Annotated in this window: 26 protein-coding genes; 19 read left to right on the forward strand and 7 right to left on the reverse strand. The window is 73.1% G+C overall.

Translation table 11 applies throughout. The features are described from left to right. Positions 1–4: 4 nt before the first annotated feature. From ABZ570_RS19885 to ABZ570_RS19895, 3 genes are all read left to right on the forward strand, one after another. Positions 5–448 carry a thioesterase family protein gene (locus ABZ570_RS19885; RefSeq protein ID WP_358065342.1) on the forward strand — a complete coding sequence of 148 codons (444 nt, stop codon included), beginning with the start codon at positions 5–7 and terminating at the stop codon, positions 446–448. Then, positions 445–1,104: a hypothetical protein gene (locus ABZ570_RS19890; RefSeq protein WP_358065345.1), complete on the forward strand. Its 660-nt coding sequence runs from the start codon at positions 445–447 to the stop codon at positions 1,102–1,104. Before ABZ570_RS19885 ends, ABZ570_RS19890 begins: the two co-directional genes overlap by 4 nt. Before the next feature lie 131 nt (positions 1,105–1,235). Further along, on the forward strand, positions 1,236–1,820 hold the full coding sequence (locus ABZ570_RS19895; protein WP_358065348.1) for a YbjN domain-containing protein: 585 nt from the start codon (positions 1,236–1,238) through the stop codon (positions 1,818–1,820). Between the two features lie 51 nt (positions 1,821–1,871). Here the strand turns inward: ABZ570_RS19895 and ABZ570_RS19900 are convergent, their stop codons facing one another. From ABZ570_RS19900 to ABZ570_RS19910, 3 genes are all read right to left on the reverse strand, one after another. After that, the gene (locus tag ABZ570_RS19900) at positions 1,872–2,261 is read right to left on the reverse strand and encodes a globin (protein WP_358065413.1); all 390 of its coding nucleotides are present in this window, start codon (positions 2,259–2,261) and stop codon (positions 1,872–1,874) included. Between the two features lie 100 nt (positions 2,262–2,361). After that, the gene (locus ABZ570_RS19905; RefSeq protein ID WP_358065350.1) at positions 2,362–3,717 is read right to left on the reverse strand and encodes an MFS transporter; all 1,356 of its coding nucleotides are present in this window, start codon (positions 3,715–3,717) and stop codon (positions 2,362–2,364) included. A gap of 246 nt (positions 3,718–3,963) precedes the next feature. Beyond that, the gene (locus tag ABZ570_RS19910; RefSeq protein WP_358065416.1) at positions 3,964–4,995 is read right to left on the reverse strand and encodes a mechanosensitive ion channel family protein; all 1,032 of its coding nucleotides are present in this window, start codon (positions 4,993–4,995) and stop codon (positions 3,964–3,966) included. Between the two features lie 305 nt (positions 4,996–5,300). Between ABZ570_RS19910 and ABZ570_RS19915 the strand changes: the two genes are divergently transcribed. Then, positions 5,301–5,840, forward strand: a complete 540-nt coding sequence (locus ABZ570_RS19915; protein WP_358065353.1) for an HNH endonuclease — start codon at positions 5,301–5,303, stop codon at positions 5,838–5,840. A gap of 32 nt (positions 5,841–5,872) precedes the next feature. Here the strand turns inward: ABZ570_RS19915 and ABZ570_RS19920 are convergent, their stop codons facing one another. The 3 genes from ABZ570_RS19920 to ABZ570_RS19930 all read right to left on the reverse strand — a co-directional run bounded on the left by ABZ570_RS19920 (position 5,873) and on the right by ABZ570_RS19930 (position 8,220). Beyond that, positions 5,873–6,628 carry a class F sortase gene (locus tag ABZ570_RS19920; RefSeq protein WP_358065419.1) on the reverse strand — a complete coding sequence of 252 codons (756 nt, stop codon included), beginning with the start codon at positions 6,626–6,628 and terminating at the stop codon, positions 5,873–5,875. A gap of 457 nt (positions 6,629–7,085) precedes the next feature. Next, entirely contained in the window at positions 7,086–7,595 is a 510-nt protein-coding gene (locus tag ABZ570_RS19925; RefSeq protein WP_358065356.1) for a hypothetical protein, read from the reverse strand. 154 nt (positions 7,596–7,749) lie between these two features. Next, the gene (locus ABZ570_RS19930; protein ID WP_358065359.1) at positions 7,750–8,220 is read right to left on the reverse strand and encodes an Lrp/AsnC family transcriptional regulator; all 471 of its coding nucleotides are present in this window, start codon (positions 8,218–8,220) and stop codon (positions 7,750–7,752) included. 158 nt (positions 8,221–8,378) lie between these two features. Here ABZ570_RS19930 and ABZ570_RS19935 point away from each other — a divergent pair, with 158 nt between their 5' ends. The 14 genes from ABZ570_RS19935 to ABZ570_RS20000 all read left to right on the forward strand — a co-directional run bounded on the left by ABZ570_RS19935 (position 8,379) and on the right by ABZ570_RS20000 (position 21,487). Then, positions 8,379–9,245 carry a tryptophan 2,3-dioxygenase family protein gene (locus ABZ570_RS19935; RefSeq protein ID WP_358065422.1) on the forward strand — a complete coding sequence of 289 codons (867 nt, stop codon included), beginning with the start codon at positions 8,379–8,381 and terminating at the stop codon, positions 9,243–9,245. Between the two features lie 15 nt (positions 9,246–9,260). Next, complete coding sequence (gene kynU, locus ABZ570_RS19940) at positions 9,261–10,535, forward strand: kynureninase (RefSeq protein WP_358065362.1); 1,275 nt, start codon at positions 9,261–9,263, stop codon at positions 10,533–10,535. Continuing rightward, positions 10,532–11,866 carry an NAD(P)/FAD-dependent oxidoreductase gene (locus tag ABZ570_RS19945; protein ID WP_358065365.1) on the forward strand — a complete coding sequence of 445 codons (1,335 nt, stop codon included), beginning with the start codon at positions 10,532–10,534 and terminating at the stop codon, positions 11,864–11,866. Before kynU ends, ABZ570_RS19945 begins: the two co-directional genes overlap by 4 nt. Positions 11,867–11,886: 20 nt before the next feature. Then, a complete protein-coding gene (locus ABZ570_RS19950; protein ID WP_358065425.1) occupies positions 11,887–13,368 on the forward strand; it encodes a 2-hydroxymuconic semialdehyde dehydrogenase in 1,482 nt (493 codons plus the stop codon). Positions 13,369–13,427: 59 nt separating this feature from the next. After that, the gene (locus ABZ570_RS19955) at positions 13,428–14,225 is read left to right on the forward strand and encodes a fumarylacetoacetate hydrolase family protein (protein WP_358065368.1); all 798 of its coding nucleotides are present in this window, start codon (positions 13,428–13,430) and stop codon (positions 14,223–14,225) included. 76 nt (positions 14,226–14,301) lie between these two features. Further along, positions 14,302–15,234 carry an acetaldehyde dehydrogenase (acetylating) gene (locus ABZ570_RS19960; RefSeq protein ID WP_358065371.1) on the forward strand — a complete coding sequence of 311 codons (933 nt, stop codon included), beginning with the start codon at positions 14,302–14,304 and terminating at the stop codon, positions 15,232–15,234. Next, the gene (dmpG, locus tag ABZ570_RS19965) at positions 15,231–16,292 is read left to right on the forward strand and encodes a 4-hydroxy-2-oxovalerate aldolase (protein ID WP_358065374.1); all 1,062 of its coding nucleotides are present in this window, start codon (positions 15,231–15,233) and stop codon (positions 16,290–16,292) included. Before ABZ570_RS19960 ends, dmpG begins: the two co-directional genes overlap by 4 nt. Continuing rightward, complete coding sequence (locus tag ABZ570_RS19970) at positions 16,289–17,062, forward strand: fumarylacetoacetate hydrolase family protein (protein WP_358065377.1); 774 nt, start codon at positions 16,289–16,291, stop codon at positions 17,060–17,062. Before dmpG ends, ABZ570_RS19970 begins: the two co-directional genes overlap by 4 nt. A 133-nt stretch (positions 17,063–17,195) precedes the next feature. Then, entirely contained in the window at positions 17,196–17,627 is a 432-nt protein-coding gene (locus tag ABZ570_RS19975) for a RidA family protein (RefSeq protein ID WP_358065380.1), read from the forward strand. Beyond that, positions 17,620–18,144 (forward strand): 3-hydroxyanthranilate 3,4-dioxygenase, encoded by a 525-nt coding sequence (locus tag ABZ570_RS19980; protein WP_358065383.1) that lies wholly within the window; start codon positions 17,620–17,622, stop codon positions 18,142–18,144. Before ABZ570_RS19975 ends, ABZ570_RS19980 begins: the two co-directional genes overlap by 8 nt. Further along, positions 18,144–19,145, forward strand: coding sequence for an amidohydrolase family protein (locus ABZ570_RS19985; protein ID WP_358065386.1), 1,002 nt, complete (start codon positions 18,144–18,146; stop codon positions 19,143–19,145). Before ABZ570_RS19980 ends, ABZ570_RS19985 begins: the two co-directional genes overlap by 1 nt. Before the next feature lie 120 nt (positions 19,146–19,265). Beyond that, on the forward strand, positions 19,266–20,729 hold the full coding sequence (locus tag ABZ570_RS19990; protein ID WP_358065389.1) for an amidase: 1,464 nt from the start codon (positions 19,266–19,268) through the stop codon (positions 20,727–20,729). A gap of 73 nt (positions 20,730–20,802) precedes the next feature. Continuing rightward, the gene (locus ABZ570_RS19995) at positions 20,803–21,087 is read left to right on the forward strand and encodes a hypothetical protein (RefSeq protein WP_358065428.1); all 285 of its coding nucleotides are present in this window, start codon (positions 20,803–20,805) and stop codon (positions 21,085–21,087) included. Then, positions 21,074–21,487, forward strand: coding sequence for a DUF5130 family protein (locus ABZ570_RS20000; RefSeq protein ID WP_358065392.1), 414 nt, complete (start codon positions 21,074–21,076; stop codon positions 21,485–21,487). The genes ABZ570_RS19995 and ABZ570_RS20000 overlap by 14 nt, the downstream gene beginning before the upstream one ends. 122 nt (positions 21,488–21,609) lie before the next feature. On the opposite strand, the gene pepN is transcribed toward ABZ570_RS20000, so the two are convergent. Continuing rightward, entirely contained in the window at positions 21,610–24,156 is a 2,547-nt protein-coding gene (gene pepN, locus ABZ570_RS20005) for an aminopeptidase N (protein ID WP_358065395.1), read from the reverse strand. 227 nt (positions 24,157–24,383) lie between these two features. Here pepN and ABZ570_RS20010 point away from each other — a divergent pair, with 227 nt between their 5' ends. After that, positions 24,384–25,007 (forward strand): disulfide bond formation protein DsbA, encoded by a 624-nt coding sequence (locus ABZ570_RS20010; protein ID WP_358065398.1) that lies wholly within the window; start codon positions 24,384–24,386, stop codon positions 25,005–25,007. The last annotated feature ends 91 nt before the right edge of the window (positions 25,008–25,098 follow it).

Genomic DNA, 25,098 nt, shown 5'->3' on the forward strand with positions numbered 1-25,098 from the left:
ATCCTTGTCTGACCGGTTCGTCTACCACTGCGCCCTGCGCTGGTCCGACCTGGACGCGTACGGCCACGTCAACAACGCGCGCTTCCTCACCCTGTACGAGGAGGCGCGGGTGGCGCTGATGTTCACCGGCGGCCGGGCGTGGGGGGTGGGCTCGTTCTCCGACGGGGTGGTCATCCGCCGGCACGAGGTCGACTACCTGCGTCCGGTGGACTACGCGCTGGGCCGGGCCACCGCGGAGGCGGCCCCGACGGTCCGGATCGAGCTGTGGGTCGAGGAGATCCGGGCGGCGTCGTTCACCGTCGCCTATGAGCTGTACGACGGCGACGTGCTCGCCAGCCGGGCCCGTTCGGTGCTGGTGCCGTTCGACCTGGCCGCGCAGCGGCCCCGCCGGGTCACCCCGGAGGAGCACGCCTTCCTGCTCCGGTACGCGCCCGGGCTGGCGGCATGACCACCGGGCACGGGCTGGACGGGGTGGCCGACGCCGGTGCCTTCCTGTCCCGGCTGGTCCGGCTGGATCCGGCCACCCTGGTCCGGCTCCGGCCGGACCCGGAGGCGGGGCGTACCGCGCTCTGGGCCCGGCTGCCCTGGGACGTCCTCGTGGTCCGGACGGTCACCGGGGTCGCCCCCGGTGACGTCACGGTCGCCGCCGGCGACCTGCTGGCCGAGCTGGCGGCCGGCGGGGTGGCGTTGCCCCGGCGGCGCGACGACGGGTGGCGCTGGCCGCTGCCCCCGCCGGCGAGCCGGGCGGTCGAGACGCTGCCCGCCGAGGAGCTGTCCCGGATCGCCGCCGCGGCGGCCGGGACGCTGCGCGAGGCCGCCACGCACGGCGTCGCGGGCCGGGCGGTGGGGCAGCGCGCGCTGCGGGACGCGCTGCTGGATCATGTCGCGGTCGTGGTCACCACGGACGACGCGCCGGACGTGCCGGTGGAGGTACGGCAGCGGCTGGTCCAGGGGCTGGTCCGGATGGGGTTCCTCGGCAGCGGCGACGTTCAGGTGCGAGTCGCCGGCCGATGGGTCGGTCTGGTCGGACCGTATGGAGCGGCATGGTCGCGGAAGGTCGCGGAACTTGCTCTCACTCCCGTGAGCGTTCATCCGAACGGATGACCCCCACTCATCCTTCCGGCTCGGGGCGGCCGTTGGGGGGATGCCCTATCCCGGCTGTCCGGGTACCGTCCATCCTCGGATCCAACGCACTGTAGGCGGGTGGATCCGCTGGGGAGTGAGGTGCGCGAGCGATGCCGTGGTGGTCATGGCGCCCAGGTTCCGCCGCTGGCGGCGACCCGGAAACTCGAAGCGGGACCACAGTGGATGACAGCGTCCGGGTCGGACCACCGGCCCCCCGCCAACCGGAGGACGACACGCCGGCCGTCGAACGGCCGGTGATCGCGGAAATGCCGGCGACCGTGGCCCCGGTCACCCTCCGCCGGGTCTGCGACGCGCTCGACCTGCTCGACGTGCGCTACCTGGCCGATGGCGACGGCAACCTGCTGGCCATGTGGGAACGGCACGCGGTGCTGGTCACCCTGGAGGGCCCGGACGACGAGATCCTGGTGATGCGGGCTCGTCCACACGCGACGGTGCCGCCGGACTGGGCCGACCGGGCCTACCGGGTGGTCAACGAGTGGAACCACACCCGACGGTTCTGCAAGGCGTACATCGGCGACCCGACCGAGCGGGGTCAGCTCCCGATCTACGCGGAGCTCCAGGTCCCGCTCGGCGCCGGCACCCACGACGCGCTGCTGGTCGAGATGCTCGACTGCGGGGCGGCGGTGGCCACCACCTTCGTGGACTGGCTGCACGACGAGGGCGCCCTGCTCTGACCATGCCCGGCCGGGGCCCAGGCCCCGGCCGCGCCGCACGGTGGGCCGGCGTCAGGCCCCGGCCGCCGGGTCCTCCATCACGTTGACCATGAAGTACGCGGCCCGCTCCAGGTAGTTCCAGAGTTCGGCGGCGATCTCCGGCGGCAGGTCCAGTCGATCCACGGCCCGGCGCATGTGGCGCAGCCAGGCGTCCCGCTCGGCCGCGCCGATCCGGAACGGGGCGTGCCGCATCCGCAGCCGGGGGTGGCCGCGCTGCTCCGAGTAGGTGCGCGGGCCGCCCCAGTACTGCATGAGAAAGAGGGTCAGCCGGTCAGCCGCCGGGCCGAGATCCTCCTCCGGGTACATCGGCCGCAGCAGCGGGTCGGTGGCGACGCCGGCGTAGAACTCGTCCACCAGCTTGCGGAAGGTGGGTTCGCCGCCGACCGCCTCGAAGAGGGTCATCGACTCGCCTGAGGATGTCACCGTTCCATCCTGCCAGGTACCGCCGGCCGGTCGCCGCCGCCCATCGCCCGGGCGGGAGCCAGGTCACCGCCGGGGAGAGTCAGGTCACCGCCTGCCGGCTCCGCTCGCCGATCGTCGTGCGCTGCGCGGGCGCGGGAGGGTGCGGGTCGCGGTCCTCGGCCCGGGCCGAGGCAGCCTCGACGGCCGCCTCCACCGTCTCCGCCCGCGGCCAGGTGATCACCGCAACGACCATCAGGATCACTCCGGCGGCGCTCCACGCGCCCACCACCGAGGGAATGGCGAACCGCTCGGCGAGCGCCCCGGTGGCCAGCACCGCCGCACCCTGGATGATCTGCGTCCCGCTGGCCATCACGCCGAACGCCCGGGCCCGGTAGCCGTCCGGCAGGGCGCGGACGAAGAGGCCGTTGGCCAGCGGCAGCAGCCCGCCCACCGCGAAGCCGCAGGCGGCCGCGAGGAGCGCCACCACGAGCGGCGGCGGGTCGAGGAACGCGGGGATCAGCACCGCGGGGGCGAGGATGGCCAGCGGCCGGATCAGCCCCAGCCGGCGGGACGGTGCGACGAGCCGGCCGATCAGCAGCCCGCCGAGGATGTAGCCGACCGGGTTCGCGGCCATGATGACCGCCTGAGCGGTGCCGGCGTTCAGGTTGTCGCCGCTGCGCTCGGCAGCCCACGCCGCGGCGAGCCCTTCCGGCACGATCGAGAAGACCATCGCGCTGAACACCAGCACGGCGATGGCGCGTAGCACCGGCCAGCCGAAGACGATCCGGAAGCCCTGCGCGGTCTCCCGTAGCAGGTGGCTGCGGTGCGCGGCGGTCATCGTGGGCGGCCGGTCCCGCAGCCCGAGCCGGACCAGGGCCGCCGACAGGGCGAACGTGGCCGCGTTGATCAGCAGGGCGGTGGTGGGGCTGGCCACGGCGATGGCCGCGCCGACCAGGTAACCGACCACCTGGGCGGCCTGGCTGGAGCTCGTGGAGACCGACAGGCCCACCACCAGCCGGTCGCCGGTGAGGATGTGCGGCATCAGCGCGGACCGGGCGGCCTGGCTCGGCGGATTGGCCAGCGTGGCGGCGAAGATCAGGGCGAGGATGGCCCAGGGCGGCATCCCGGGGACGGCCACCAGCAGCATCATCGCCATCCGGACCACGTCGCAGGCCACCATGACCTGCCGGTACCGGTGCCGTTCGGCGACCGCAGAGAGCAGCGGGCCACCGAGCAGCCAGGGCAGATAGCTGGCGGCGAACGCGGCGGCGGAGAGCGCCACCGACTCGGTCTCCCGGAGCATCAGTACGGTGACCGCGGCCTTGGCGATGTAGTCGCCGACCCAGGACAGGGCGTTGGCCGCGAAGAGGGCGCGGAACTCCGCCAGGCTGAAGACTTCGCGAAAGGTGGCCGGGCCCTCCTGGGCGGGTCGCTCGTCGGACACCGTCGCCTCCATCGTCCCCGGGGCCCACCACTCGTGATGGCCCGACCGGGAACCGTCGTCAGATCTACGGATCAGCGAGGACACGAGCACGCCCCCACGGGGAGCGCGTCCACCGGATTCTGCCCGATCGTCGGATGACTGGCTAGGGTGAACGGGTTGAACGTCGCATCTCCGACTGAACGAACGGACGATACCCGAGGGGTCGGCCGGGGCGCGACCCCCGAAATCGTCCCCCCGAAGTGGGACTGATGGCGACGGTCAGGTCGGTCCTCCGGTGCCCGTCTCGCCCGCGGCCCTGGGCGGCGCCCCCGGATACAGCCGGGCCGCCGCGATCTGGGCGGTGATGCCGGAGTTCTCCAGCGCCTCCGCCAGCCGGCGGCGCAGCTCGCGACCGACCGCGAACTGCCCCTCCGCGGTCGTCTTGACCACCGTACGGATCACCGTGCCGTCCACCGTGATCTGCTCGACGCCGAGGACCTCCGGCTCCTCGACGATCTGGGCCGCCAGGTCCGGATCCATGGCCACCGAGGCCGCCGCCGTACGCAGCACCGCCGTCGCCTCCTCGGTGCTGGCGAAGCCGATCGGCAGGTCCACCACCACCACGGCCCAGCCCTGGCTCTTGTTGCCGACCCGGATGATCTCGCCGTTGCGGATGTACCAGAGCACCCCGCGCCCGTCGCGGACGGTGGTGACCCGCAGTCCGACGGACTCGACCACGCCCGTGGCCTGGCCCAGGTCGACGGTGTCGCCGACGCCGTACTGGTCTTCGATCAGCATGAACAGGCCGGCTATCAGGTCCTTGACCAGGCTCTGCGCGCCGAAGCCGAGGGCGACGCCGGCGATGCCGGCGCTGGCCAGCAGCGGGGCCAGGTCGAAGCTGAACTCCTTCAGCACCATCAGCAGCGCGATGCCGAAGACGAACGCGGTGACCAGGCTGCGCAGCACGGAGCCGATCGCCTCGGCCCGCTGCCGCCGGCGCTCCGGCATGAACTGCTCGGGGTTCAGCGCGGCGCTGGGGATCCGCTCGCGCAGCGGCTTGAGCAGGGTGGGCACCGCGCCCTCGGTGGTGCTCCGGACCAGCCGGTTGATCGTCCGGTGCAGCGCCCAGCGGGCGGCGAAGGCCAGCAGCACGATCAGGACGATCCGCAGCGGCTTCAGCAGGATCCAGTAGCTGCCCTCGGCGAACCAGGTCGAGCCGGTGACCTTCCAGGTCCACTTGCAGAGCGGCTCCTGGAGGCATTCGGGGCTCGGCGGGTCGGCGTCGGTCGCGGCGGCCAGGGCGTGGAGCATCAGGTTGGTGGCACTCACCCTGAATTCGTACCGCACGGCGGCTGGGCGTCCGCTGCTGCCCCTCCTCGGGAGCGTACGGGCCGGCGGGGCGGGCGGCCGTGCGGGGCGGAACCGGTCATCGTGGCACAGTCGGCCAGCGCTTCATGAGGGTACCCCGGATTAGTGCGTGCAATCCGGGGCCCGATCAGGGACGATTGGCGCAACGGACGTCGGTGATCCGGCCGGTGTCGGCGGTGCCCCGCTGCCCGTGGGGCCCTTGCCGGCACGGCGGCGACAGGAGCGGCTGGACCGGGAGGGTGAGCACGATGCCTGACATACGACTTGCGGCGGGCTCCGGTGCGCTGGTTCTCAACGCCACCTACGAGCCGCTGTGTGTCGTGTCGGTGCGTCGCGCCGCGATCCTCGTGCTGTCGGCCAAGGCGGTCTGCGTCGCCGACGGCGACGGCATCCTGCACAGCGCGCGCAACGCGCTCCCGGTCCCCTCGGTGGTCCGGCTCACCCGCTACGTCCGGGTCCCGTATCGCACCCACGTCGGGCTCTCCCGCCGAGCGATCTTTGCCCGGGACGGTTGGCGCTGCGCGTACTGCCGGGGTCCGGCGGAGACCATCGACCACGTCTTCCCCCGCAGCCGCGGCGGCCGGCACGCCTGGGAGAACGTGGTGGCCGCCTGCGCCCGCTGCAACCACACCAAGGGCGACAAGACCCCGGCCGAGCTGGGCTGGCGGCTGCACAGCCTGCCGGCCGCCCCGAAGGGCACGGCGTGGCGGGTGCTCGGGCACCGCGCGCCCGATCCCCGCTGGGCGGACTGGCTGGACCTGCGCGAGCCGGAGCCCGAGGCGGCCTGAGCCCCGTCACGGGCCAGCGGCCTGAGCCCGGGTCAGGGGCCACGGGAGTCGACCAGCGATGCGTAGACCACGAGGTTGTCGGCGTACCCGGTGGCTCCGCCCACCCACCGGCCACCGCAGGTGATCAGGCGCAGGTTGGGCCGGCTGAAGTCGCCGTAGACCTGGTCCGCCGGCAGTCGCTCCTTGTCGTACCGCTGCACCGAGGTGACCTCGAAGACGGCCACCGAGTGGTCCTCGCGGGTCACCTCGACCCGGTCGCCGTCGTCCAGCTTCCGCAGGTCGTGGAAGACGGCCGGCCCCGTGGTGGTGTCGACGTGCCCGACGATCACCGCCGGGCCGTACTGCCCGGGGGTCGGCCCCTGGTCGTACCAGCCGGCCTCGCCCGCCTTCTCCAGTTCCGGTACGGCGATGCTGCCGTCCGGCGCGATGCCGACCCGGTGCACCGGCGCCCGCAGGTCGAGCTTTCTGATCGTGATGTCCGTCGGCGGGCTCGCCGGCAGCACCGGAAACCCCTTCGGTGGCGGCCGGACCCCGGCGAAGAGCCGGTCCGGCAGCACGGTGACGCCGGTCACCCGCTCGACGCCGAGCATCGCCACGATCAGCACCATCAGTGTGGCGATCACCAGCACCGGGGCGCCAGGGCCGCGCCGGGCGGCGTACCGCCAGCGGGCAGCGGCGGCGGTACGCCGTACCGGCACCGGGTGAACCGACGTGCCCGCGGTGGCGACGCTGGCCGTGGAGGCGTGGCCCGCGGCGTGGACGAACCGGCGGGACGCCCGGGCCGCCAGCCGGAGCGCGCTCCGGAGCCGGCGGCTGGTCCAGCCACGGCTCGCGGCGGCGGCGAGGCCGCTCCACCGCCCGGTGCCAGACTTCGCGGTTACCAGGTCCTTGCGGAGCCCCGGCCGGTGGCCGTCGCCGTGGAGGCGGTTGGTGTGGCTGCGCGCGGCGGTCGGGGTGTGGCGGCGTTTCGGCCGGTGGCCGTCGCCGTGGAGGCGGTTGGTGTCGCTGTGCGCGGCGGTCGGGGTGTGGCGGCGTTTCGGCCGGTGGCCGTCACCGTGGAGGCCGCTGGTGCCGGCGCTGGCGCGGCTCGCGGCGCTCGGGTCGTTCCCGCCCGGCAGGGGGCCGGCCGGGTCGAGCCGGGTGGTGGTACGACCGTCGCCGTGGAGCCGGGTGCCGCCGTCCCGGTGGTCCGGCTGTCGGCCGACTCGGACTCGGGTCGCTGGGCGGGCCATGGGCCGCACCTCGTCAGACGCGCGGCCCGGTCCTGCGGCGGGCCCCGACGCCGGCCGCCACCGCCACCGCGACCAGGCCGCCGATCAGCAGCAGCGAGCCCGCGCCGCGACCGTCCGCGGTGCCGCCCCCACCGGTGGCCGGGCCCTTGCTCGGCTGGGCCATGTTCAGCACGGTGAGCACGGTCGACGCAGTCTGGCCGTTGGCGCAGCGCAGGTCGACCGGGAAGTCACCGGCCTGCTTGTTGGCGGGGATGGTCACCGCCCCGGTGAGGAAGCCGTTGTCCGGCCGGAGCATCACCCGCCCGAAGGCGTCCGAGTTCACCTCGGCCTGCCGGTTGTTCGCGTTGTCGCAACTGGCCCGGATGCTCACCCGGGAGCCGGCCTGTGCGGGATTCGGCGTGACCTCGACGAAGACGTTCTCCCCGGCGCGCGCCGGGGCGACGGACATCAGGACGACCATCGCGACCAGTCCGAAGACGCTCAGGACGGCAGACAAGGCGCGGTGCCACACGAGCCCTCGCATGATTCCCCCCTCCCGGTGCGGCGCACCGGAATCCTGCTGACGGGCAGGGCTCATGCTTTCCCGATCCGACCCCACCAAACCCGGACGTCCCCGGGGTGGTTGACGGGGTTCCCTGCTCTGCGTGAGGCGATGACAGGGGGCCCTTCCTCGCACCTCAGCGGCGGCGACCGGCCGACGCCGGGCCGGCGGGCGGGAGCGGGGTGACCGGGTGCCATTCCAGCGGGGTGGAGAGGACCATCGTGCTGGACGGCTGGCCGTACGGGGCGAGCCGGTCGATGACCCCCTCGAACTCGTCGATCGAGCCGGCCGCCACCTTGAGCATGCTGCACGCGTCGCCGGTGATCCGGTGGATCTCCATGATCTCCGGCCAGCCGGCCACCTGCGGGTCGTTGAGGATGCAGCGTGACCCGTAGCAGGACATCCGGATCAGGGCGACCACGGTCCGCCCGGCCCGGGTCAGGTCCACGTGGGCGTGGTAGCCGGTGATGACCCCGGACTCCTCCAGCCGGCGGACCCGCTCGGCCACGGCCGGCGGCGACAGGTGCACCCGCCGGGACAGCTCGCTGTACGAGAGCCGAGCGTCGGCCTGGAGTTCGCGCAGCAGCGCCCAGTCCATGTCGTCCACTGCGTGGCCTTTCGTTCGTGAACCCGTGGGCCGTTCCGCCTTCAAGGCGGCAGGTCCCACCACCGTATCGCCGTTGAACAGGCATTCCATCGGCGGATCCGGTAGCGGGATCATGTCGTCTACCGCGAGTACGGAGGGAGCTGACGGTGGAACAGACCATGGCGGTACGTCCGGCCACGCCGAGTCAGCGGGCGGCCCGGGCAGCGCGCAACGGCGGCGAGCCGACGCTGGAGTTCGCCGACCGGGTGCCCTACGACGCATACGTGCGGGCGAGCACGCTGCACCGGTTGCAGCAGCCGCTCAGCGATGACCCGGGCGAGATGTCCTTTTTGATGGTCAGCCAGATCATGGAGCTGTACTTCGGCCTGACCTGCCACGAGCTGCGGCACGCCCAGCGGGAGCTGCGGGCGAACCGGATCTGGGAGGCACTGCCCCCGCTGCGCCGCGCCGCCCTGCACCTGGAAGGGCTCAACGCCGCCTGGCAGGGGCTGCGCTGGATGACCCCGGCCGACTTCAACCGCTTCCGCGACCGGCTCGGCGAGGGCTCCGGCTTCCAGTCGGCGATGTACCGGCAGCTGGAGTTCCTGCTCGGCCTCCGCGACCCGGCGCTGATCCGCCCCTTCCGCCGGCAGGCGGAGGTGTACGCGGAGCTGACCGAGGCCCTCGCCGCGCCGAGCCTCTGGGACGACGTGGTCGCCCTGCTCGCCCGGCGGGGCTTCCATCTCCCCGCCGAGCTGCTGGACCGCGACGTGTCCGGCGAGCACGAGCCGCATCCGGAGGTCGAGGCGGCCTGGGTGCGGATCTACGCCGACGGCGGCCCGGACAACCACCTGCGGCTGCTGGGCGAGGCGTTGACCGAGGTTGCCGAGCGGTTCGGCGACTGGCGCTGGCACCACATCAAGGCGGTGCAGCGGACCATGGGCGCCAAGGTCGGCAGCGGCGGCTCGGCCGGGCTGGCCTGGCTGCAGCGCAGCATGGCCCGGGTGGTCTTCCCGGAACTCTGGTCGGCCCGCACGGCGATGTGAGCGAGAGAGAAGGACATGCACACCGAAGCAGAGGCGCGTCAGCTCGACGCCGCCGACCCCGGGCACCGGCACCTCTTCCACGTGCCTCCCGCCGAGGGCGGCCGCTACCCGGAGGTGGCCTACCTGGCCGGCAACTCGCTGGGCCTGCAACCCCGGGCCACCCGGGACGAACTCCTCGCCGACCTGGACGCCTGGCACCGGCTGGGCGTGGAGGGGCACCTGGAGGCGGAGCGGCCCTGGCTGCCGTACCACGAACTGCTCACCGCACCCGCCGCGCGACTGGTCGGCGCGCTCCCCGCGGAGACCGTGGTGATGAACTCCCTCACGGTCAACCTGCACCTGCTGATGGTGAGCTTCTACCGGCCGGCGGGGGAGCGGACCCGGATCGTCATCGAGGACACCGCCTTCCCCTCGGACAGCTACGCGGTGCGCAGCCAGGCCCGCTTCCACGGCCTGGACCCGGACGTCACCGTGGTCCGACTGAAGCCGCGCCCCGGCGAGGACACCCTGCGGACCGCCGACGTGTGCGACTTCCTCGCCGCCGAGGGGCACACCGTCGCGCTGGTGCTGCTCGGCGGGGTCAACTACCTGACCGGCGAGCTGATGGACATCCCGACGATCACCGCCGCCGGGCGGGCCGCCGGCGCGGTGGTCGGGTGGGACCTGGCGCACGCGGCCGGCAACGTCCCCCTCGCGCTGCACGACTGGGACGTCGACTTCGCCGCCTGGTGCTCGTACAAGTACCTCAACTCGGGGCCCGGCGCGCTGGCCGGCGTCTTCGTCCACGAGCGGCACCTGGGCGACCCCGCCCTGCCCCGCTTCGAGGGCTGGTGGAGCACCGAGGCAGCCACCCGGTTCGAGATGACTCCGGTGTCCCGGCCGCCGGCCACCGTCGAGGCGTGGCAGATCTCCAACCCGCCGATCTTCGCGATGGGCCCGGTGCGTACCTCGCTGGAGCTGTTCGACTCGATCGGCATGCCCGCGCTGCGGGAGCGCAGCCTGCGGCTCACCGGGTGGCTGGAGCGGCTGCTGGACGAGGTGACCGTCGACCGGCCGCTCACCGTGATCACCCCGCGCGACCCGGCCCGCCGGGGCTGCCAGCTCTCCGTGCGGATCGGGGCGGGCAGCGCGGACGAGCTGACCAAGCGGCTGCGGCACGAGCACGGGGTGATCGCCGACGCCCGGGAGCCGGACATCGTCCGGTTCGCCCCGGTGCCGCTCTACTCGACGTACCACGACTGCTGGCGGGTCGCCGACGCGCTGGCCGCGACGGTGGAGGCCACCTCATGACCGTGGAACGGGAGGAGATCGCCGTCGTCGGGGCCGGGCTGGCCGGCTGCCTGCTGGCCTGCTACCTGGCCCGGCGCGGCTACCCGGTGGCCCTCTACGAGCGCCGGCCGGACCCGCGTACCGGGAAGGTGGAGCGGGGCCGCTCGATCAACCTGGCGCTCTCCGAGCGCGGCCTCGACGCGCTGCGCCGGATCGGGCTGGAGCAGCAGGTGATGGCGGACGCGCTGCCGATGCGCGGCCGGATGATCCACCCGGTCGCGGGGGAGTCGCAGTTCCAGTCGTACAGCGGTTCCGGCGACCGGGCGATCAACTCGATCAGCCGGGGCGCGCTGAACAACGCGCTGCTCGACGCCGCCGCCGCGCGGCCCGGCGTGCGGACCGCCTTCGACCACCGGCTGGTCGGGCTCGACCCGGCCACCGGCGAGATGACCTTCGAGACCCCGCAGGGCAAGGTCACGGCCACGGCCTCGGTCGTGCTCGGCACCGACGGCGCCGGCTCCGCCGTGCGCGGGCAGCTCCTCGGGTACGGCGCGCTGACCGAGAGCCTGGACTTCCTCGACTACGGCTACAAGGAACTCACGATCCCGCCGCTCGGCGGTGACTTCGCCCTGGATCCCGGCGCGCTGCACATCTGGCCGCGCGGCACCTCGATGATGATCGCGCTGCCCAACCCGGACCGGTCGTTCACCTGCACGCTCTTCTGGCCCACCCACGGCACCGCGAGCTTCGCGTCGCTGGGCAGCCCGGCCGCCATCGAGCGGTACTTCGCCACCCACTATCCCGACCTGATCCCGCTCGCCCCGAACCTGGTCGACGACTACCAGCACAACCCGGTCGGCGTGCTCGGCACGGTCCGCTGCACCCCGTGGCAGGTGAACGGAAAGGTGGGCCTGCTCGGCGACGCGGCGCACGCCATCGTGCCGTTCTACGGCCAGGGCGCGAACTGCGCGTTCGAGGACGTGGTCGAGCTGGACCGCTGCCTGGACGAGTGCGGCGACGAGTGGGCGGCGGCGCTGCCGCTGTTCCAGCAGCGGCGGCAGGCCAACGCCGAGGCGATCGCCCGGATGGCGCTGGCCAACTTCGTGGAGATGCGGGACAAGGTCGCCTCGCCGGTGTTCCAGACCCGCAAGCGGATCGAGCACGCCCTGGAGCGGGCCCTGCCCGACCGGTACGTGTCGCAGTACGAGCTGGTCTCCTTCTCCACCACCCCGTACGCGGAGGTACGCCGCCGGGTGCGTCGGCAGTACCAGGTGGTCGGGGCGCTGGCGGCCGGCGCGGTGGCGGCGCTGGCCGGCGCGGCGGTGGCGCTCGGGCGGGGGAGGCGGCGATGACTCTCTGGGATCCCCGGCTGATGGCCGGGCACGCGCCGGACGGCCCCGGCCTGCTGCGCAACTTCGTCGGCGGCGAGTTCGTCGACGCCGGCACCCGGTTCACCAAGCGCAGCCCGGTCACCGGCGAGCCGGTCTTCGAGGTGGTCGAGGCATCCTCGTCCACCGTGGATGATGCGGTCGCCGCCGCCCGGGCGGCCCTGCGCGGGCCGTGGGGCCGGATGGGGGAGCGGGAGCGCGCCGAGGTGCTGCGCCGGGTCGCCGACGAGCTGGAACGCCGCTTCGACGACCTGGTCGCCGCCGAGGTGGCGGACACCGGCAAGTCCATCTCCCAGGCCCGCACGCTGGACATCCCGCGCGGCGCGGCCAACTTCCGGGCGTTCGCCGAGATCGTCGCGACCGCCCCGACCGAGTCGTTCACCACGGTCACCCCGACGGGTGGCCGGGCGCTGAACTACGCGGTCCGCAAGCCGGTCGGCGTGGTCGCGGTGATCGTGCCGTGGAACCTGCCGCTGCTCCTGCTCACCTGGAAGGTCGCCCCGGCGCTGGCCTGCGGCAACGCCGTGGTGATCAAGCCCAGCGAGGAGACCCCGGCGTCGGCCACCCTGCTCGCCGAGGTGATGGCCGCCGCGGGCGTACCGGCGGGCGTGTTCAACCTGGTGCACGGCTTCGGCCCGGACTCGGCCGGGGAGTTCCTCACCCGGCACCCGGGTGTGGACGCGATCACCTTCACCGGGGAGTCCGCCACCGGCAGCGCCATCATGCGGGCCGCCGCCGACGGGGTGAAGGCGGTCAGCTTCGAGCTGGGCGGCAAGAACGCCGGCCTGGTCTTCGCCGACGCCGACCTGGACGCGGCGGTCGCCGGGTCGGTCCGGTCCAGCTTCACCAACGGCGGCCAGGTCTGCCTCTGCACCGAGCGGATCTACGTGCAGCGGCCGGTCTTCGAGGAGTTCACCGCGCGGCTGGCCAAGCGCGCCGACGAACTGGCGTACGGCTGGCCGGCCGACGAGGCCACGGCGAACATGCCGCTGATCTCGCACGCCCACCGGGACAAGGTGCTCGGCCACTACGAGCTGGCCCGGGCCGAGGGCGCCGAGGTACGCGCCGGGGGCGGGGTGCCGCGCTTCGGCGACGCCCGAGACGGCGGCGCGTACGTGCGGCCGACCGTGCTGACCGGGCTCGGGCCGGACGCCCGCACCAACCGGGAGGAGATCTTCGGCCCGGTGGTCCACGTCGCCCCGTTCGACACCGAGGAGGAGGCGTACGCCCTGGCCAACGGCACCGACTACGGCCTGGCGGCGACGGTCTGGACCCGGGACGTGGGCCGGGCGCACCGGGCCGGGTCCAGACTGGACGCCGGCATCGTCTGGGTGAACACCTGGTTCCTGCGCGACCTGCGCACCCCGTTCGGCGGGGTGAAGGCGTCCGGCATCGGCCGGGAGGGCGGAATCCACTCGCTCGACTTCTACTCCGAGCTCACCAACGTCTGCGTGGACCTCTCATGAGCGGGCGCAACGGGCAGAATGCACCACGGCGTCGTCAGCGAGCGCAGCGAGGAGCGAGGATGACCACGGTCGACATTGAGGCCGCCAACCGGGAACTGGCGGTCGCCCGGCAGGATGAGAAGCCCTGCCCGCCCCTGCGCGGCCGGCTGTTGCCGGAGGGCGACATCGAGTCGGCCTACCAGGTGCAGCAGGTCTACACCCGGCAGCGGCTCGGCAAGGGCCACCGCCGGGTGGGGGCGAAGATCGGGCTGACCTCCCGGGCGGTGCAGGAGAGCTTCGGGGTCTTCCAGCCCGACTTCGGGGTGCTCTTCGACGACATGGCGGTCGGCGACGGCGTCGAGGTGCCGATGGGCCGGCTGCTCCAGCCCCGGGTGGAGGCGGAGATCGCCTTCGTGCTCGGCGCGGACCTGACCGACGACCGGGTCACCACCGTCGACCTGATCCGGGCCGTCGACCACGTGCTGCCGGCCATCGAGATCGTCGACTCGCGGATCGCCGGCTGGGACATCTCCATCGTGGACACCGTGGCGGACAACGCCTCCAGCGGGCTCTTCGTGCTCGGCACCGCGCCCCGCCGGCTCGCCGACCTGGACCTGCGCCTGGCGGGGATGGTGCTGGAGCAGGCCGGGGAGCCGGTGTCGGTCGGCGCCGGGGCGGCCTGCCTCGGCAACCCGCTGCACGCGCTGGAGTGGCTGGCCGGGACGATGGCCCGGGCCGGCGACCCGCTGCGCGCCGGCGACGTGGTGCTCTCCGGTGCGCTCGGCCCGATGGTGCCGGTCACCCCCGGGGCGGCGTACGAGGCGCGGATCTCCGGGCTCGGCTCGGTGCGGACCTGCTTTTCGAAGGAGACGCGATGAGCGAGCGTCAGCGAGCGAATCATCGACGCGGCCTGATGGTGCCTCATGGCGGCACGGAGCGAAGTGGAGTGTCGGCATGAGTGTCGGCGTGGCGGTGCTCGGGTCGGGCAACATCGGCACCGACCTGATGATCAAGGTGCTGCGGCTCAGCACGGAGCTGCGGATGGTGGCCATGGCCGGCATCGACCCGGCGTCCGACGGCCTGGCCCGGGCCCGGCGGCTCGGCGTGGCGACCACGGCCGAGGGCGTGGACGGGCTGGTGGCGCTGCCCGAGTTCGCCGACGTCGAGCTGGTCTTCGACGCCACCTCGGCCGGCGCGCACCGGCGTCATGACGAGGTGCTGCGGGCGCACGGCCGGAGCGTGGTCGACCTGACCCCGGCCGCCGTCGGCCCGTACGTGGTGCCGCCGGTCAACCTCGACGAGCACCTGCACGAACCGAACGTCAACATGGTCACCTGCGGCGGGCAGGCCACCGTGCCGATCGTGCACGCCGTCGGCCGGGTCACCCCGGTCGCGTACGGGGAGATCGTCGCCTCGATCGCCTCGAAGTCGGCCGGGCCGGGCACCCGGGCCAACATCGACGAGTTCACCGAGACCACCGCCCGGGCGATCGAGGTGGTGGGCGGCGCCGAGCGCGGCAAGGCGATCATCGTGCTGAATCCGGCGGACCCGCCGCTGCTGATGCGCGACACCGTCTACTGCCTCTGCCCGGACGCCGACGCCGACCGCGCCGCCGTCGCCGCCTCGGTGGCCGAGATGGTGGCCACCGTGCAGGAGTACGTCCCGGGCTACCGGCTCAAGCAGGACGTGCAGTTCGACCGGGTCGACGCGTACGTGCCGGCACTGGGCCGGCACTTCACCGGGCTCCAGGTCTCGGTCTTCCTGGAGGTCTCCGGGGCCGGGCACTACCTGCCCGCGTACGCCGGGAACCTGGACATCATGACGTCGGCCGCACTGCGTACCGCCGAGCGGCTGGTCGCCCTGCGGGCGAAGGGAGTCCCGGCATGACCGACCTGTACATCCAGGACGTGACGCTGCGGGACGGCATGCACGCCATCGCGCACCGGTACACGGTGGACCAGGTGCGGACCATCGCCGCCGCGCTGGACGCGGCCGGGGTGGCCGCGATCGAGGTGGCCCACGGCGACGGTCTGGCCGGCTCCAGCGTCAACTACGGCCACGGCGCGGCCGGCGACGCCGACTGGATCTCGGCCGCCGCCGAGGTGCTGACCAACGCGAGGCTCACCACCCTGCTGCTGCCCGGGATCGGCACCATCGCCGACCTGAAGGCGGCGAAGGCGCTCGGGGTGACCAGCGTCCGGATCGCCACCCACTGCACCGAGGCGGACATCTCCGCCCAGCACATCTCCTGGGCGCGCGAGAACGGCATGGACGTCGCCGGGTTCCTGATGATGTCGCACATGAACGACCCGGCCGGGCTGGCCGCCCAGGCCAAGCTGATGGAGTCGTACGGGGCGCACTGCGTCTACGTCACCGACTCGGGTGGCCGGCTGCTGATGTCCGACGTGGCCGAGCGGATCGACGCGTACCGGCAGGTGCTCGCGCCGGAGACGCAGATCGGCATCCACGCGCACCACAACCTGTCGCTCGGGGTGGCCAACAGCGTGATCGCCGTCGAGCACGGCCGGATCCTCGGCGCCACCCCGGCCGGCCCGGACGCCGCGCACGGGCGGACCGTCCGGGTGGACGCCTCCCTGGCCGGCATGGGTGCCGGGGCCGGCAACGCCCCGCTGGAGGTCTTCGTCGCGGTCGCCGAGCTGCACGGCTGGAAGCACGGCTGCGACGTGTTCGCGCTGATGGACGCGGCCGACGACCTGGTCCGCCCGCTGCAGGACCGGCCGGTCCAGGTGGACCGGGAGACGCTCTCCCTCGGGTACGCGGGCGTCTACTCCAGCTTCCTCCGGCACGCCGAACGCGCGTCGGCGAAGTACGGGGTGGACGTCCGCTCGATCCTGGTCGAGCTGGGCCGGCGCCGGATGGTCGGCGGCCAGGAGGACATGATCGTCGACGTGGCGCTGGACCTCGCGAGCAAGGAGAACTCATGATCGGGCCGGACATCGCGGGGATCGCCGAGAAGCTGGGCGCGGCCGCCGACACGGCCAGCGCCGTCCCGCAGCTCGCCGCCGAGACCGGCCTCGACGTCGACGCCGCGTACGCCGTGCAGACCGCGCTGCTGCAGCGCCGCCTCGACCGGGGCGAGCGGCTGGTCGGGCTGAAGATGGGGCTGACCAGCAAGGCGAAGATGGCCCAGGTCGGCGTGGACGAGGTGATCTGGGGACGGCTCACCGACGCGATGCGGGTCCCGGACGGCGGCACGGTCGACGTGTCCGACTTCATTCACCCCCGGGTCGAGCCGGAGGTGGCGTTCCTGCTGGACCGCCTGCCCGAGCCCGGCGAGCCGGTCGGCGCGTTCACCGACGCGGTCCGCGCGGTCGCCCCGGCACTCGAGCTGATCGACTCCCGGTACGCCAACTTCACCTTCTCCCTGCCGGACGTCATCGCCGACAACGCCTCGGCCGCCGCGTTCGTCGTCGGGCCCTGGTCGCCGGTGCCCGACGGGCTGGACAACCTCGGTGTGCTGCTGGAGATCGACGGGCGGGTGGCGCAGGTCGGCTCGACCGCGGCGATCCTCGGCGACCCGCGTCGGGCCCTCGACGAGGGGCTGCGGCTGGCCGGCCGGCACGGGGTGCGACTCCGCTCCGGTTGGGTCTTCCTCGCGGGGGCGGCCACCGCCGCCGTGCCGCTGCGCCCCGGTGCGCACGTCCGGGCCGTGCTGGAGAAGCTCGGCACCGCCTCGCTGCGGGGTTCGTCGTGAGCGTCGTGATGGGGGTTCCGGGCAGCCCGGGCGGCTCCGGACGGTCAGACTTGATCCCTCCGCCGACCGGGCTGCCCGGAACCCCCGACGTGGTCCGGCTGGTTCCGTGCGTCACGGTCCGGGGGTGGTGGTCGTGAGCGGGGAGGCGCGGGTGGTGGCCGGGAAGGCCGTGCCGCGGGGGGCGTTCCCGCACGTCAAGGTGGCCGGGGGATTCGTCTTCGTCTCGGGTACGTCCTCCCGGCGGCCGGACAACACCTTCGCGGGTGTGTCCGTGGACGAGTTCGGCACGACGGACCTCGACATCCGGGCGCAGACCCGGGCCGTGATCGAGAACATCCGGGACCTGCTGCGGTCGGTCGGGGCCGACCTGTCCGACCTCGTGCAGGTCACCAGCTACCTGGTCAACATGAATGACTTCGGTGGATACAACGAGGTGTGGGCGGAGTTCTTCGACGCCACCGGGCCGACCCGGACCACGGTGGCGGTGCACCAGCTGCCGCATCCGCACCTGCTGATCGAGATGCAGGCCGTGGCCCTACTTCCGTCAGGAGGTCATCGTGAGTGAGATCGCCGAGCCGTTCAGCTTCCAAGGCTGGATCGGGGAGAACCAGCACCTGCTCAAGCCGCCGGTGGGCAACAAGGAGATGCTGCCGGGCAGCGACGACTTCATCGTCATGGTGGTGGGCGGGCCCAACCAGCGCACCGACTTCCACGTCGACCCGTACGAGGAGTTCTTCTATCAGGTCAAGGGCAACATGCACATCAACCTGATGCTCCCGGAGGGCCCGCGTACGGTGCACGTCCGCGAGGGTCAGATGTGGATGCTGCCGCGGAACACCCCGCACTCGCCGCAGCGCCCCGAGGCCGGCTCGATCGGCATGGTGATCGAGCGGGTCCGCGAGGAGGGCACGCTGGAGAAGTTCCAGTGGTACTGCCCCGAGTGCAGTCACAAGGTGCACGAGGTGGAGCTCCAGGTCCGGGACATCGCGGCCGACCTGCCCCCGGTCTTCTCGGCGTTCTACGCCGACGAGAAGGCCCGCACCTGCACCAACTGCGGCGCGCTGCACCCGGGCAAGGGCTGATGTCGCACCCGGTCGTGGACGTGCACACGCACGTCGTGCCGAAGGGGTGGCCGGACCTCGCCGCGGCGTGCGGCGGGTCCGGCTGGCCCTGGCTGCGGGTGGACTCCGAGCGCGCCGCCATGATCATGGTGGGGGAGACGGAGTTCCGGCCGGTCGGCGCGGAGTGCTGGGACGCGGAGACCCGGCTGGCCGACATGGCCGCCGACGGCGTGGACGTGCAGGTGGTCTCGCCCACCCCGGTCTTCTTCAGTTACGACCGCCCGGCCGAGCAGGCGGTCAAGGTGGCCCGGATCTTCAACGACCTCACCCTGGCGGTCACCGCCGGTGGTGGCGACCGGCTGGTGCCCTTCTGCCAGGTGCCGCTGCAGGACCCGGACCTGGCCTGTGCGGAGCTGGACCGCTGCCTCGCGGCCGGCCATACCGGTGTGGAGATCGGCAACCACGTCGGCGACCGCGACCTCGACGACGCGGGCGTCGTGCAGTTCCTGACCCACTGTGCGCAGGTCGGCGCCCCGGTCTTCGTGCACCCCTGGGACATGCCGGGCGGCCCGCGGCTGGACCGCTGGATGGCCCGCTGGCTGACGGGGATGCCGGCCGAGACGCACCTGTCGGTGCTGGCGCTCATCCTCGGCGGGGTCTTCGACCGGGTGCCGGAGACGCTGCGGATCTGCTTCGCGCACGGCGGCGGGAGCTTCCCGTTCTGGCTGGGCCGCGCCGACAACGCCTGGCACCGCCGGGGCGACCTGGTACGCGGTGCCTCCACCGCCCCGCCCAGCTCCTACGTCGACCGGTTCTGCGTCGACTCCGTGGTCTTCGACCCGGCCGCGCTGCGGCTGCTGGTCGACACCATGGGGGAGGACCGGGTGCTGGTCGGCAGCGACTACCCGTACCCGCTGGGGGAGCGCCCGGTCGGTCAGGTGGTCCGTAAGGCGGACTTCCTCACCGCCGACCAGCGCGACAAGCTCCTCTCCCGCAACGCCCTGCGCTTCCTGCACGGCTGAGCTGGCGGCGGAGTCCGCCGCGGCACCACCGCCCCACCGCCCCACCGCCTTCGCTCCGCGGCCGCAGGCACGCCGCAGGTGATGAGTGCGATGACCCTGGCCAACGGACAGGATGGGGGCATGGCCGAGCCGCACGACCTGACCGCGCTGGAGCAGGCCGCCGCGATCCGCCGGGGCGAGCTGTCCAGCGTGGAGCTGGTCGAGCACCACCTGCGCCGGGTCGACGCGCTCGGCGACACCGTCGGCGCGTTCGTCACCGTCACTCCGGAGCGGGCGCGGGCGGCGGCCCGGGCCGCCGACACGGTGCCGGCGGACGAGCGCGGGCCGTTGCACGGCGTGCCCACCGCCGTCAAGGACCTGACGCTGACCGCCGGGGTACGCACCACCTTCGGCTCGGCCGCCTTCGCCGACTTCGTGCCCCCGGTGGACGCCGACGTGGTCCGGTTCATGGCCGCGGCCGGGCTGGTCAGCCTCGGCAAGACCACCACCTCCGAGCTGGGCTGCTCGCTCTACTCGGAGGGCCTCGTCGCGCCGCCCGCGCGCAACCCGTGGGGCCTCGCGTACACCGCGGGTGGCTCCAGCGGTGGGGCGGCGGCCGGGGTGGCGGCGGGGCTCGTGCCGGTGGCGCAGGGCTCCGACGGCGGCGGCTCGCTGCGCATCCCGGCGTCGCTCTGCGGCCTGGTCGGCTACAAGCCCAGCCGGGGTCTGGTCTCCGGCGGCCCGCTCGGTTTCGGCGCGTTCGGGCTGCCCACCAACGGCCCGCTCGGCCGGACCGTCGCCGACGTGGCCGCGCTGCTCGACGTGCTGGCCCGGCCGGTCCCCGGCGAGCCGTACCTGCCGCCGGCCGCGCCCGCCGGCGGCTACCTGGGCGCCGCCCGCGACGCTGCTCCCGGCCGGCTGCGGATCGGCCGCTTCACCACCCCGATGCTCGCCGACGTGCCGGTGCATCCCGACTGCGTCGCCGCCGTCGACCGGGCCGCCGCGCTGCTCACCGCCGCCGGCCACGAGGTGGTCGAGGTTCCCGCGCCGCTCGGCCCCGAGGCGTGGCCGCTCTTCGAGACCATCTGGTACGTGCTGGCGCTCTCCCCGGTGCCGCCGGAGCGGGAGAGCGAGCTGCTGCCGCTCACCCGGTTCCTGCGCGCCCGGGCGGCGGCCGTCGGCGCCGGCCAGCTGATGGCCGCCCTCGGCGAACTCCAGGCCCAGGTACGCCGCGGCGTGCGCCGGACCGCCGGCTGCGATCTGCTGCTCTGCCCGACCCTGGCCGCGCCGCAGGCGCCGGTGGGCGCGTTCGCCGCCCGCGACCCGGCCGAGGATTTCGACCGGCAGCGCCGCTTTTCGCCGTACTGCGCCATTTTCAACGTGACCGGCGACCCGTCCGTTTCCCTCCCGCTCGGCCGGACCGGCGACGGTCTGCCCGTCGGGGTGCTGCTCACGGGCCGGTACGGCGACGACGGGACATTGATAGCCACTGCCGCGCAACTGGAGCACGGCTGTGGCGGATGGGATCAGCACCCCGCAATTTGGCGGGCGGTCGACTCCGCTAACGTGAACCTCACAAGCGGAGTCGGGCGCTCGTCGTCATGATCGTCCACCCGACCCGGAAAATCGTGGTCTCTCTTTCCGCCTGGGGGCGTTGGGATTGTCTGTTACCGAGACGGTGCTGATCTTCGTCGGCATCCCGTTGGCTGCGGTGCTGGTGATCGCCGGACTGGCCGCCGCCGGCAACCGTGGCGGCGGTGGCGGCGCGAAGCGCTACCGGCCGGGCCGGCCCTTCGACTTCACTCCGGTCTGGTTCCTGGGCCGTCCGGAGCAGCTGGCCGACTCGGCCGGCACCGCGCTGGCCGCCGGGGCGCAGGCGCCGGCGCTGAGCAGCCGCAAGCAGCAGCAGGCCGGCCGGGAGGCCCCGGCCGGTGGAACCGGAGGCGCAAGTGACCGTTGGTGAGACGCAGGCCGTGACGGGGACGGGGGTCCCGCCCCAGGTCCTGGACGGGCCCTTCTCGACCCGTCAGCTGCTCCGCATCGACGAGGCGCTCCGCCTGGCCGACCAGGGCACCGGCCTGGTCTTCTCGGTCTACGTGGGCGGCCTCGACGAGCCGATCCGGGAGCACGCCGAGCGACTGCACCGGCAGCTCGCCGAGCCGGACAAGTCGGTGCTGATTGCGGTGTCGCCCAACCAGCGGCAGCTGGAGATCATCACCGGCCGGTACGCCCGCAAGCGGATCCCCGACACGTACGCCAAGCTCGCCGCGCTCTCCATGGTGGCGTCCTTCGGCGGTGGCGACCTGGCCGGCGGCATCATCCAGGGCCTCGACCAGCTCGCCACCCACGCCGGCAAGGGCTGACCCCCCCCGTACCACGAAGCCCGCCCCGCAACCAAGCGGGGCGGGCTTCCTCGTACCCCGCCCCGCCCCTCCCCGCCCCCCGCGAGGGGCGGACGGGGTGGGAGGGGTGGGGGGACGGGGGGTCAGGCGGTGCGGGCGTCTCGGGTGCGGGCCTTCAGGGCGCGGACCACGCCGTCGCGGCCCTCCGCGACCAGCCGGCGCAGCGGTGCCGGGTGGCCCTCCTGCGCCAGCCACGCGTCGGTGGCCGCCACGGTGTCCTCGTCGACCAGGTACGCCGGGTAGGCGAGCTGGACGAACTCCTGCGCCGGCTCGCTGTCCCGCTGCGCCCACACCTGCGCCACGGTGGCGAAGTACCGCTCCCGGTACGGCGCGACGAGGTCGACCTGCGCGGGGTGGGTGAAGCCCTGCAGCAGCGCCCGGTTGCGCCAGTTCGGCAGCGCCTCCGGGCCGGTGAGCTGCGCCCACACCGCCGCCTTGTTCTCCACCGTCGGCACCAGCGCGTGCGCGTACGCGGCCTCCCGCTCACCGCTGGCGGTGCGGTCCCGGGCCAGCTCGGCGTCCACCTCGGCCGCCCCGGCCGCGCCGTTGGCGACCAGCGACTGGAGGACCGTCCAGCGCAGCTCGGTGTCCACGATCAGCCCGGCCGGCACCTCGCCGCCGTCCAGCCAGCCCCGCAGCGCGGCCAGGTCCTCGTCCGAGCGGGCCGCGGAGGCGTACGCCCGGGCCCAGGCGAGCTGGAAGCCGCTGCCCGGCTCGGCCGCGGCCAGCGCCGTCCGGGCGGTACGGGCCAGCTCGGCCCAGCCGGTCGGCGCCCACGCCGGATCGACGTAGTAGACGAGCGTGGTGGTGGCCTGGCGGAGGGTGGCGGTGACCAGGTTGATGTCGGTCTCCGCGGGCAGCCCGGCGAGCACCAGTGCCAGGTAGTCCCGGCCGGACAGCTCGGCGTCCCGGGTCATGTCCCAGGCCGCGGTCCAGCACAGCGCCCGGGCCAGCGACGACTCGAAGCCGGCGATGTGCTGCACCACGGTCGCCATGGACTGCTCGTCCAGCCGCAGCTTGGTGTACGTGAGGTCGTCGTCGTTGAGCAGCAGCACGTCGGCGACGGGCTTGCCGTGCAGCGCGGACAGCTCGGTCGCCTCACCGGTCACGTCCACCTCGACCCGCTCGCGGCGGACCAGCCGGCCGTCGGTCAGGTCGTAGAGGCCCACGCCGATCCGGTGGGTACGCAGCGTCGGGTGCCCGGCCGGTGCCTCCTGGCGGACCACCACCCGCTCGTACGCGCCGTCGGCGCCGACGGTGACCTCGGGGCGCAGCGTGTTGACCTGCGCCGTCTCCAGCCACTGGGCGGCGAACTTGCGCAGCTCCCGGCCGGAGGCCGCCTCCAGCTCCGAGAGCAGGTCGTCGAACGTGGCGTTGCCCCAGGCGTGCTTGCCGAAGTACGCCCGCAGCCCGGCCAGGAACGGCTCCTCGCCCACGTACGCGACGAGCTGCTTGAGCACGCTGGCGCCCTTGGCGTAGGTGATGCCGTCGAAGTTGACCTCGACCGCCTCCAGGTCCGGCATCTCGCAGTAGACCGGGTGGGTGGAGGAGAGCTGGTCCTGCCGGTAACCCCAGTTCTTCCGGATCGACAGGAAGGTCGTCCACGCCTCGGTGAACCGGGTGGCGTGGGTGTTGCACCAGTGGCTGGCCCACTCGGCGAACGACTCGTTCAGCCACAGGTCGTTCCACCAGCGCATGGTGACCAGGTCGCCGAACCACATGTGCGCCATCTCGTGCAGGATCGTGTTGGCGCGCTGCTCGTACTCGAAGTCGGTGACCTGGGAGCGGAAGATGTAGTGCGACTCGGCGTGCGTGACACAGCCGAAGTTCTCCATCGCGCCGGCGTTGAAGTCCGGCACCCAGAGCTGGTCGTACTTGGGCAGCGGGTAGCGGACGCCGAACTGCTCGTGGAAGAAGTCGAAGCCCTGCTTGGTGATCAGGTCGAGATCCTCGACGTCGAGATGGGCGGCCATGCTCGCGCGGCAGAAATACCCCAGGTCGATGCCGTCGTGGCTGTCCCGCACCTCGTGGTACGGGCCGGCGCAGAGCGCGGTGATGTAGGTGCTCATCCGCACCGACTCGGCGAAGTGGATGGTCTTGAGCGCCTCGCCGGCCGGCTCCTCCCGCTCCACCGGCATGTTCGAGATCACCCGCCAGTGGTCGGGGACGGTCGCGTGCCAGGTGTAGACGCTCTTCAGGTCCGGCTGGTCGAAGCAGGCGAAGACCCGCTGCGCGTCGGCCGTCTCGAACTGGCTGTAGAGGTAGGTCTCGCCGTCGACCGGGTCGACCGTGCGGTGCAGCCCCTGCCCGCTGTTCGAGTACGCGAAGTCCGCGTCGACCACCAGGACGTTCTCGGCCGCCAGGTCGGGCAGGGTCAGCCCCTTCTCGGCCGACCAGCCGGCGATGTCGATCGGCGTCCCGTTCAACGTCGCGGAGCGCACGGACTCCGCCGCCGCCTCGATGAAGGTGGTCGCCCCGGGCTCGGTGCAGCGGAACCGGACCTCGGTCACCGAGCGGAACGTGCGGCCGTCGGCCTGCACGGCGGTGGACAGGTCAAGGCTGATGTCGTACCCGATCACCTCGAGCAGGCGGGCCCGCTCGGTGGCCTCGACCTGAGTCAGGTTGCGCACTCCCGGCACTGTTCGTCTCCATCCCACTCTTCATCGCCGCGCACCTGCGGCACCGGCCTCGCCGGCCCGCTCGTTCCGGCCGGTAGAACCCGAGTCTTCCATGCACCGACACCCCTCGGTGGTCGAGGTCACGCTCTCATTCCCGCGCCGGTCGATGCCGGTCGGGGTGAGGATCGGGAGGAGGGCGCCGAGGGTCCGGCGCCGCCGAGTCGTGAAGGGATATCACCGTGACCGAACGTGCCGCCGTGGACATGTGGTTCGACCCCCTGTGCCCCTGGGCGTGGATCACCTCCCGCTGGCTGCTGCAGGTCGAGCAGGTCCGGGAGGTGGACATCCACTTCCACGTGATGAGCCTTTCCGTGCTCAACGAGGGCCGGGACCTGCCCGAGAAGTACCAGGACCTGATGACGAAGGGCTGGGGTCCGGTCCGGGTCTGCATCGCCGTCGAGCAGGCGCACGGCGCGGCGACGCTGGCGAAGCTCTACACGGCCATGGGCACCCGGATCCACCTCGGCAAGGAGCCGCTCAACCGGGAGATGCTGGCCGGCGCGCTGACTGATGTCGGGCTGGATCCCGTGCTGGCCGACGCCGCCGAGTCCACCGCGTACGACGACGCGCTGCGGGCCAGCCACGAGGCCGGCATGCGGCCGGTCGGCACCGACGTCGGCACCCCGGTGATCCACGCGCCCGGCCCGGACGGCGAGAAGGTGGCCTTCTTCGGCCCGGTGATCACCCCGGCGCCCAGGGGCGAGGCCGCCGGCCGGCTGTGGGACGGCGTCCTGCTGGTCGCCGGCACCCCCGGCTTCTACGAGCTGAAGCGCACCCGCGAGCTGGGCCCCATCTTCGACTGACCCGTAAGGAAGGGCACCTTCTTAACGCCTCCGGTACCGGCCTCGACCAGCGCCTCCAGTGCCCGGTCGACGTCCTGCTCGCGGATCAGGA

This window comes from Micromonospora sp. NPDC007271, assembly GCF_040634005.1.
Lineage (GTDB): Bacteria > Actinomycetota > Actinomycetes > Mycobacteriales > Micromonosporaceae > Micromonospora.

Coding starts and splice junctions, on each gene's coding strand:
- ABZ570_RS19890 (WP_358065345.1), top strand. CDS start 445: ATGACCACCGGGCACGGGCTGGACGGGGTGGCCGACGCCGGTGCCTTC.
- ABZ570_RS19895 (WP_358065348.1), top strand. CDS start 1,236: ATGCCGTGGTGGTCATGGCGCCCAGGTTCCGCCGCTGGCGGCGACCCG.
- ABZ570_RS19900 (WP_358065413.1), bottom strand. CDS start 2,261: ATGACCCTCTTCGAGGCGGTCGGCGGCGAACCCACCTTCCGCAAGCTG.
- ABZ570_RS19905 (WP_358065350.1), bottom strand. CDS start 3,717: ATGGAGGCGACGGTGTCCGACGAGCGACCCGCCCAGGAGGGCCCGGCC.
- ABZ570_RS19910 (WP_358065416.1), bottom strand. CDS start 4,995: ATGCTCCACGCCCTGGCCGCCGCGACCGACGCCGACCCGCCGAGCCCC.
- ABZ570_RS19915 (WP_358065353.1), top strand. CDS start 5,301: ATGCCTGACATACGACTTGCGGCGGGCTCCGGTGCGCTGGTTCTCAAC.
- ABZ570_RS19925 (WP_358065356.1), bottom strand. CDS start 7,595: ATGCGAGGGCTCGTGTGGCACCGCGCCTTGTCTGCCGTCCTGAGCGTC.
- ABZ570_RS19935 (WP_358065422.1), top strand. CDS start 8,379: ATGGCGGTACGTCCGGCCACGCCGAGTCAGCGGGCGGCCCGGGCAGCG.
- kynU (WP_358065362.1), top strand. CDS start 9,261: ATGCACACCGAAGCAGAGGCGCGTCAGCTCGACGCCGCCGACCCCGGG.
- ABZ570_RS19945 (WP_358065365.1), top strand. CDS start 10,532: ATGACCGTGGAACGGGAGGAGATCGCCGTCGTCGGGGCCGGGCTGGCC.
- ABZ570_RS19950 (WP_358065425.1), top strand. CDS start 11,887: ATGGCCGGGCACGCGCCGGACGGCCCCGGCCTGCTGCGCAACTTCGTC.
- ABZ570_RS19955 (WP_358065368.1), top strand. CDS start 13,428: ATGACCACGGTCGACATTGAGGCCGCCAACCGGGAACTGGCGGTCGCC.
- ABZ570_RS19960 (WP_358065371.1), top strand. CDS start 14,302: ATGAGTGTCGGCGTGGCGGTGCTCGGGTCGGGCAACATCGGCACCGAC.
- dmpG (WP_358065374.1), top strand. CDS start 15,231: ATGACCGACCTGTACATCCAGGACGTGACGCTGCGGGACGGCATGCAC.
- ABZ570_RS19970 (WP_358065377.1), top strand. CDS start 16,289: ATGATCGGGCCGGACATCGCGGGGATCGCCGAGAAGCTGGGCGCGGCC.
- ABZ570_RS19985 (WP_358065386.1), top strand. CDS start 18,144: ATGTCGCACCCGGTCGTGGACGTGCACACGCACGTCGTGCCGAAGGGG.
- ABZ570_RS19990 (WP_358065389.1), top strand. CDS start 19,266: ATGGCCGAGCCGCACGACCTGACCGCGCTGGAGCAGGCCGCCGCGATC.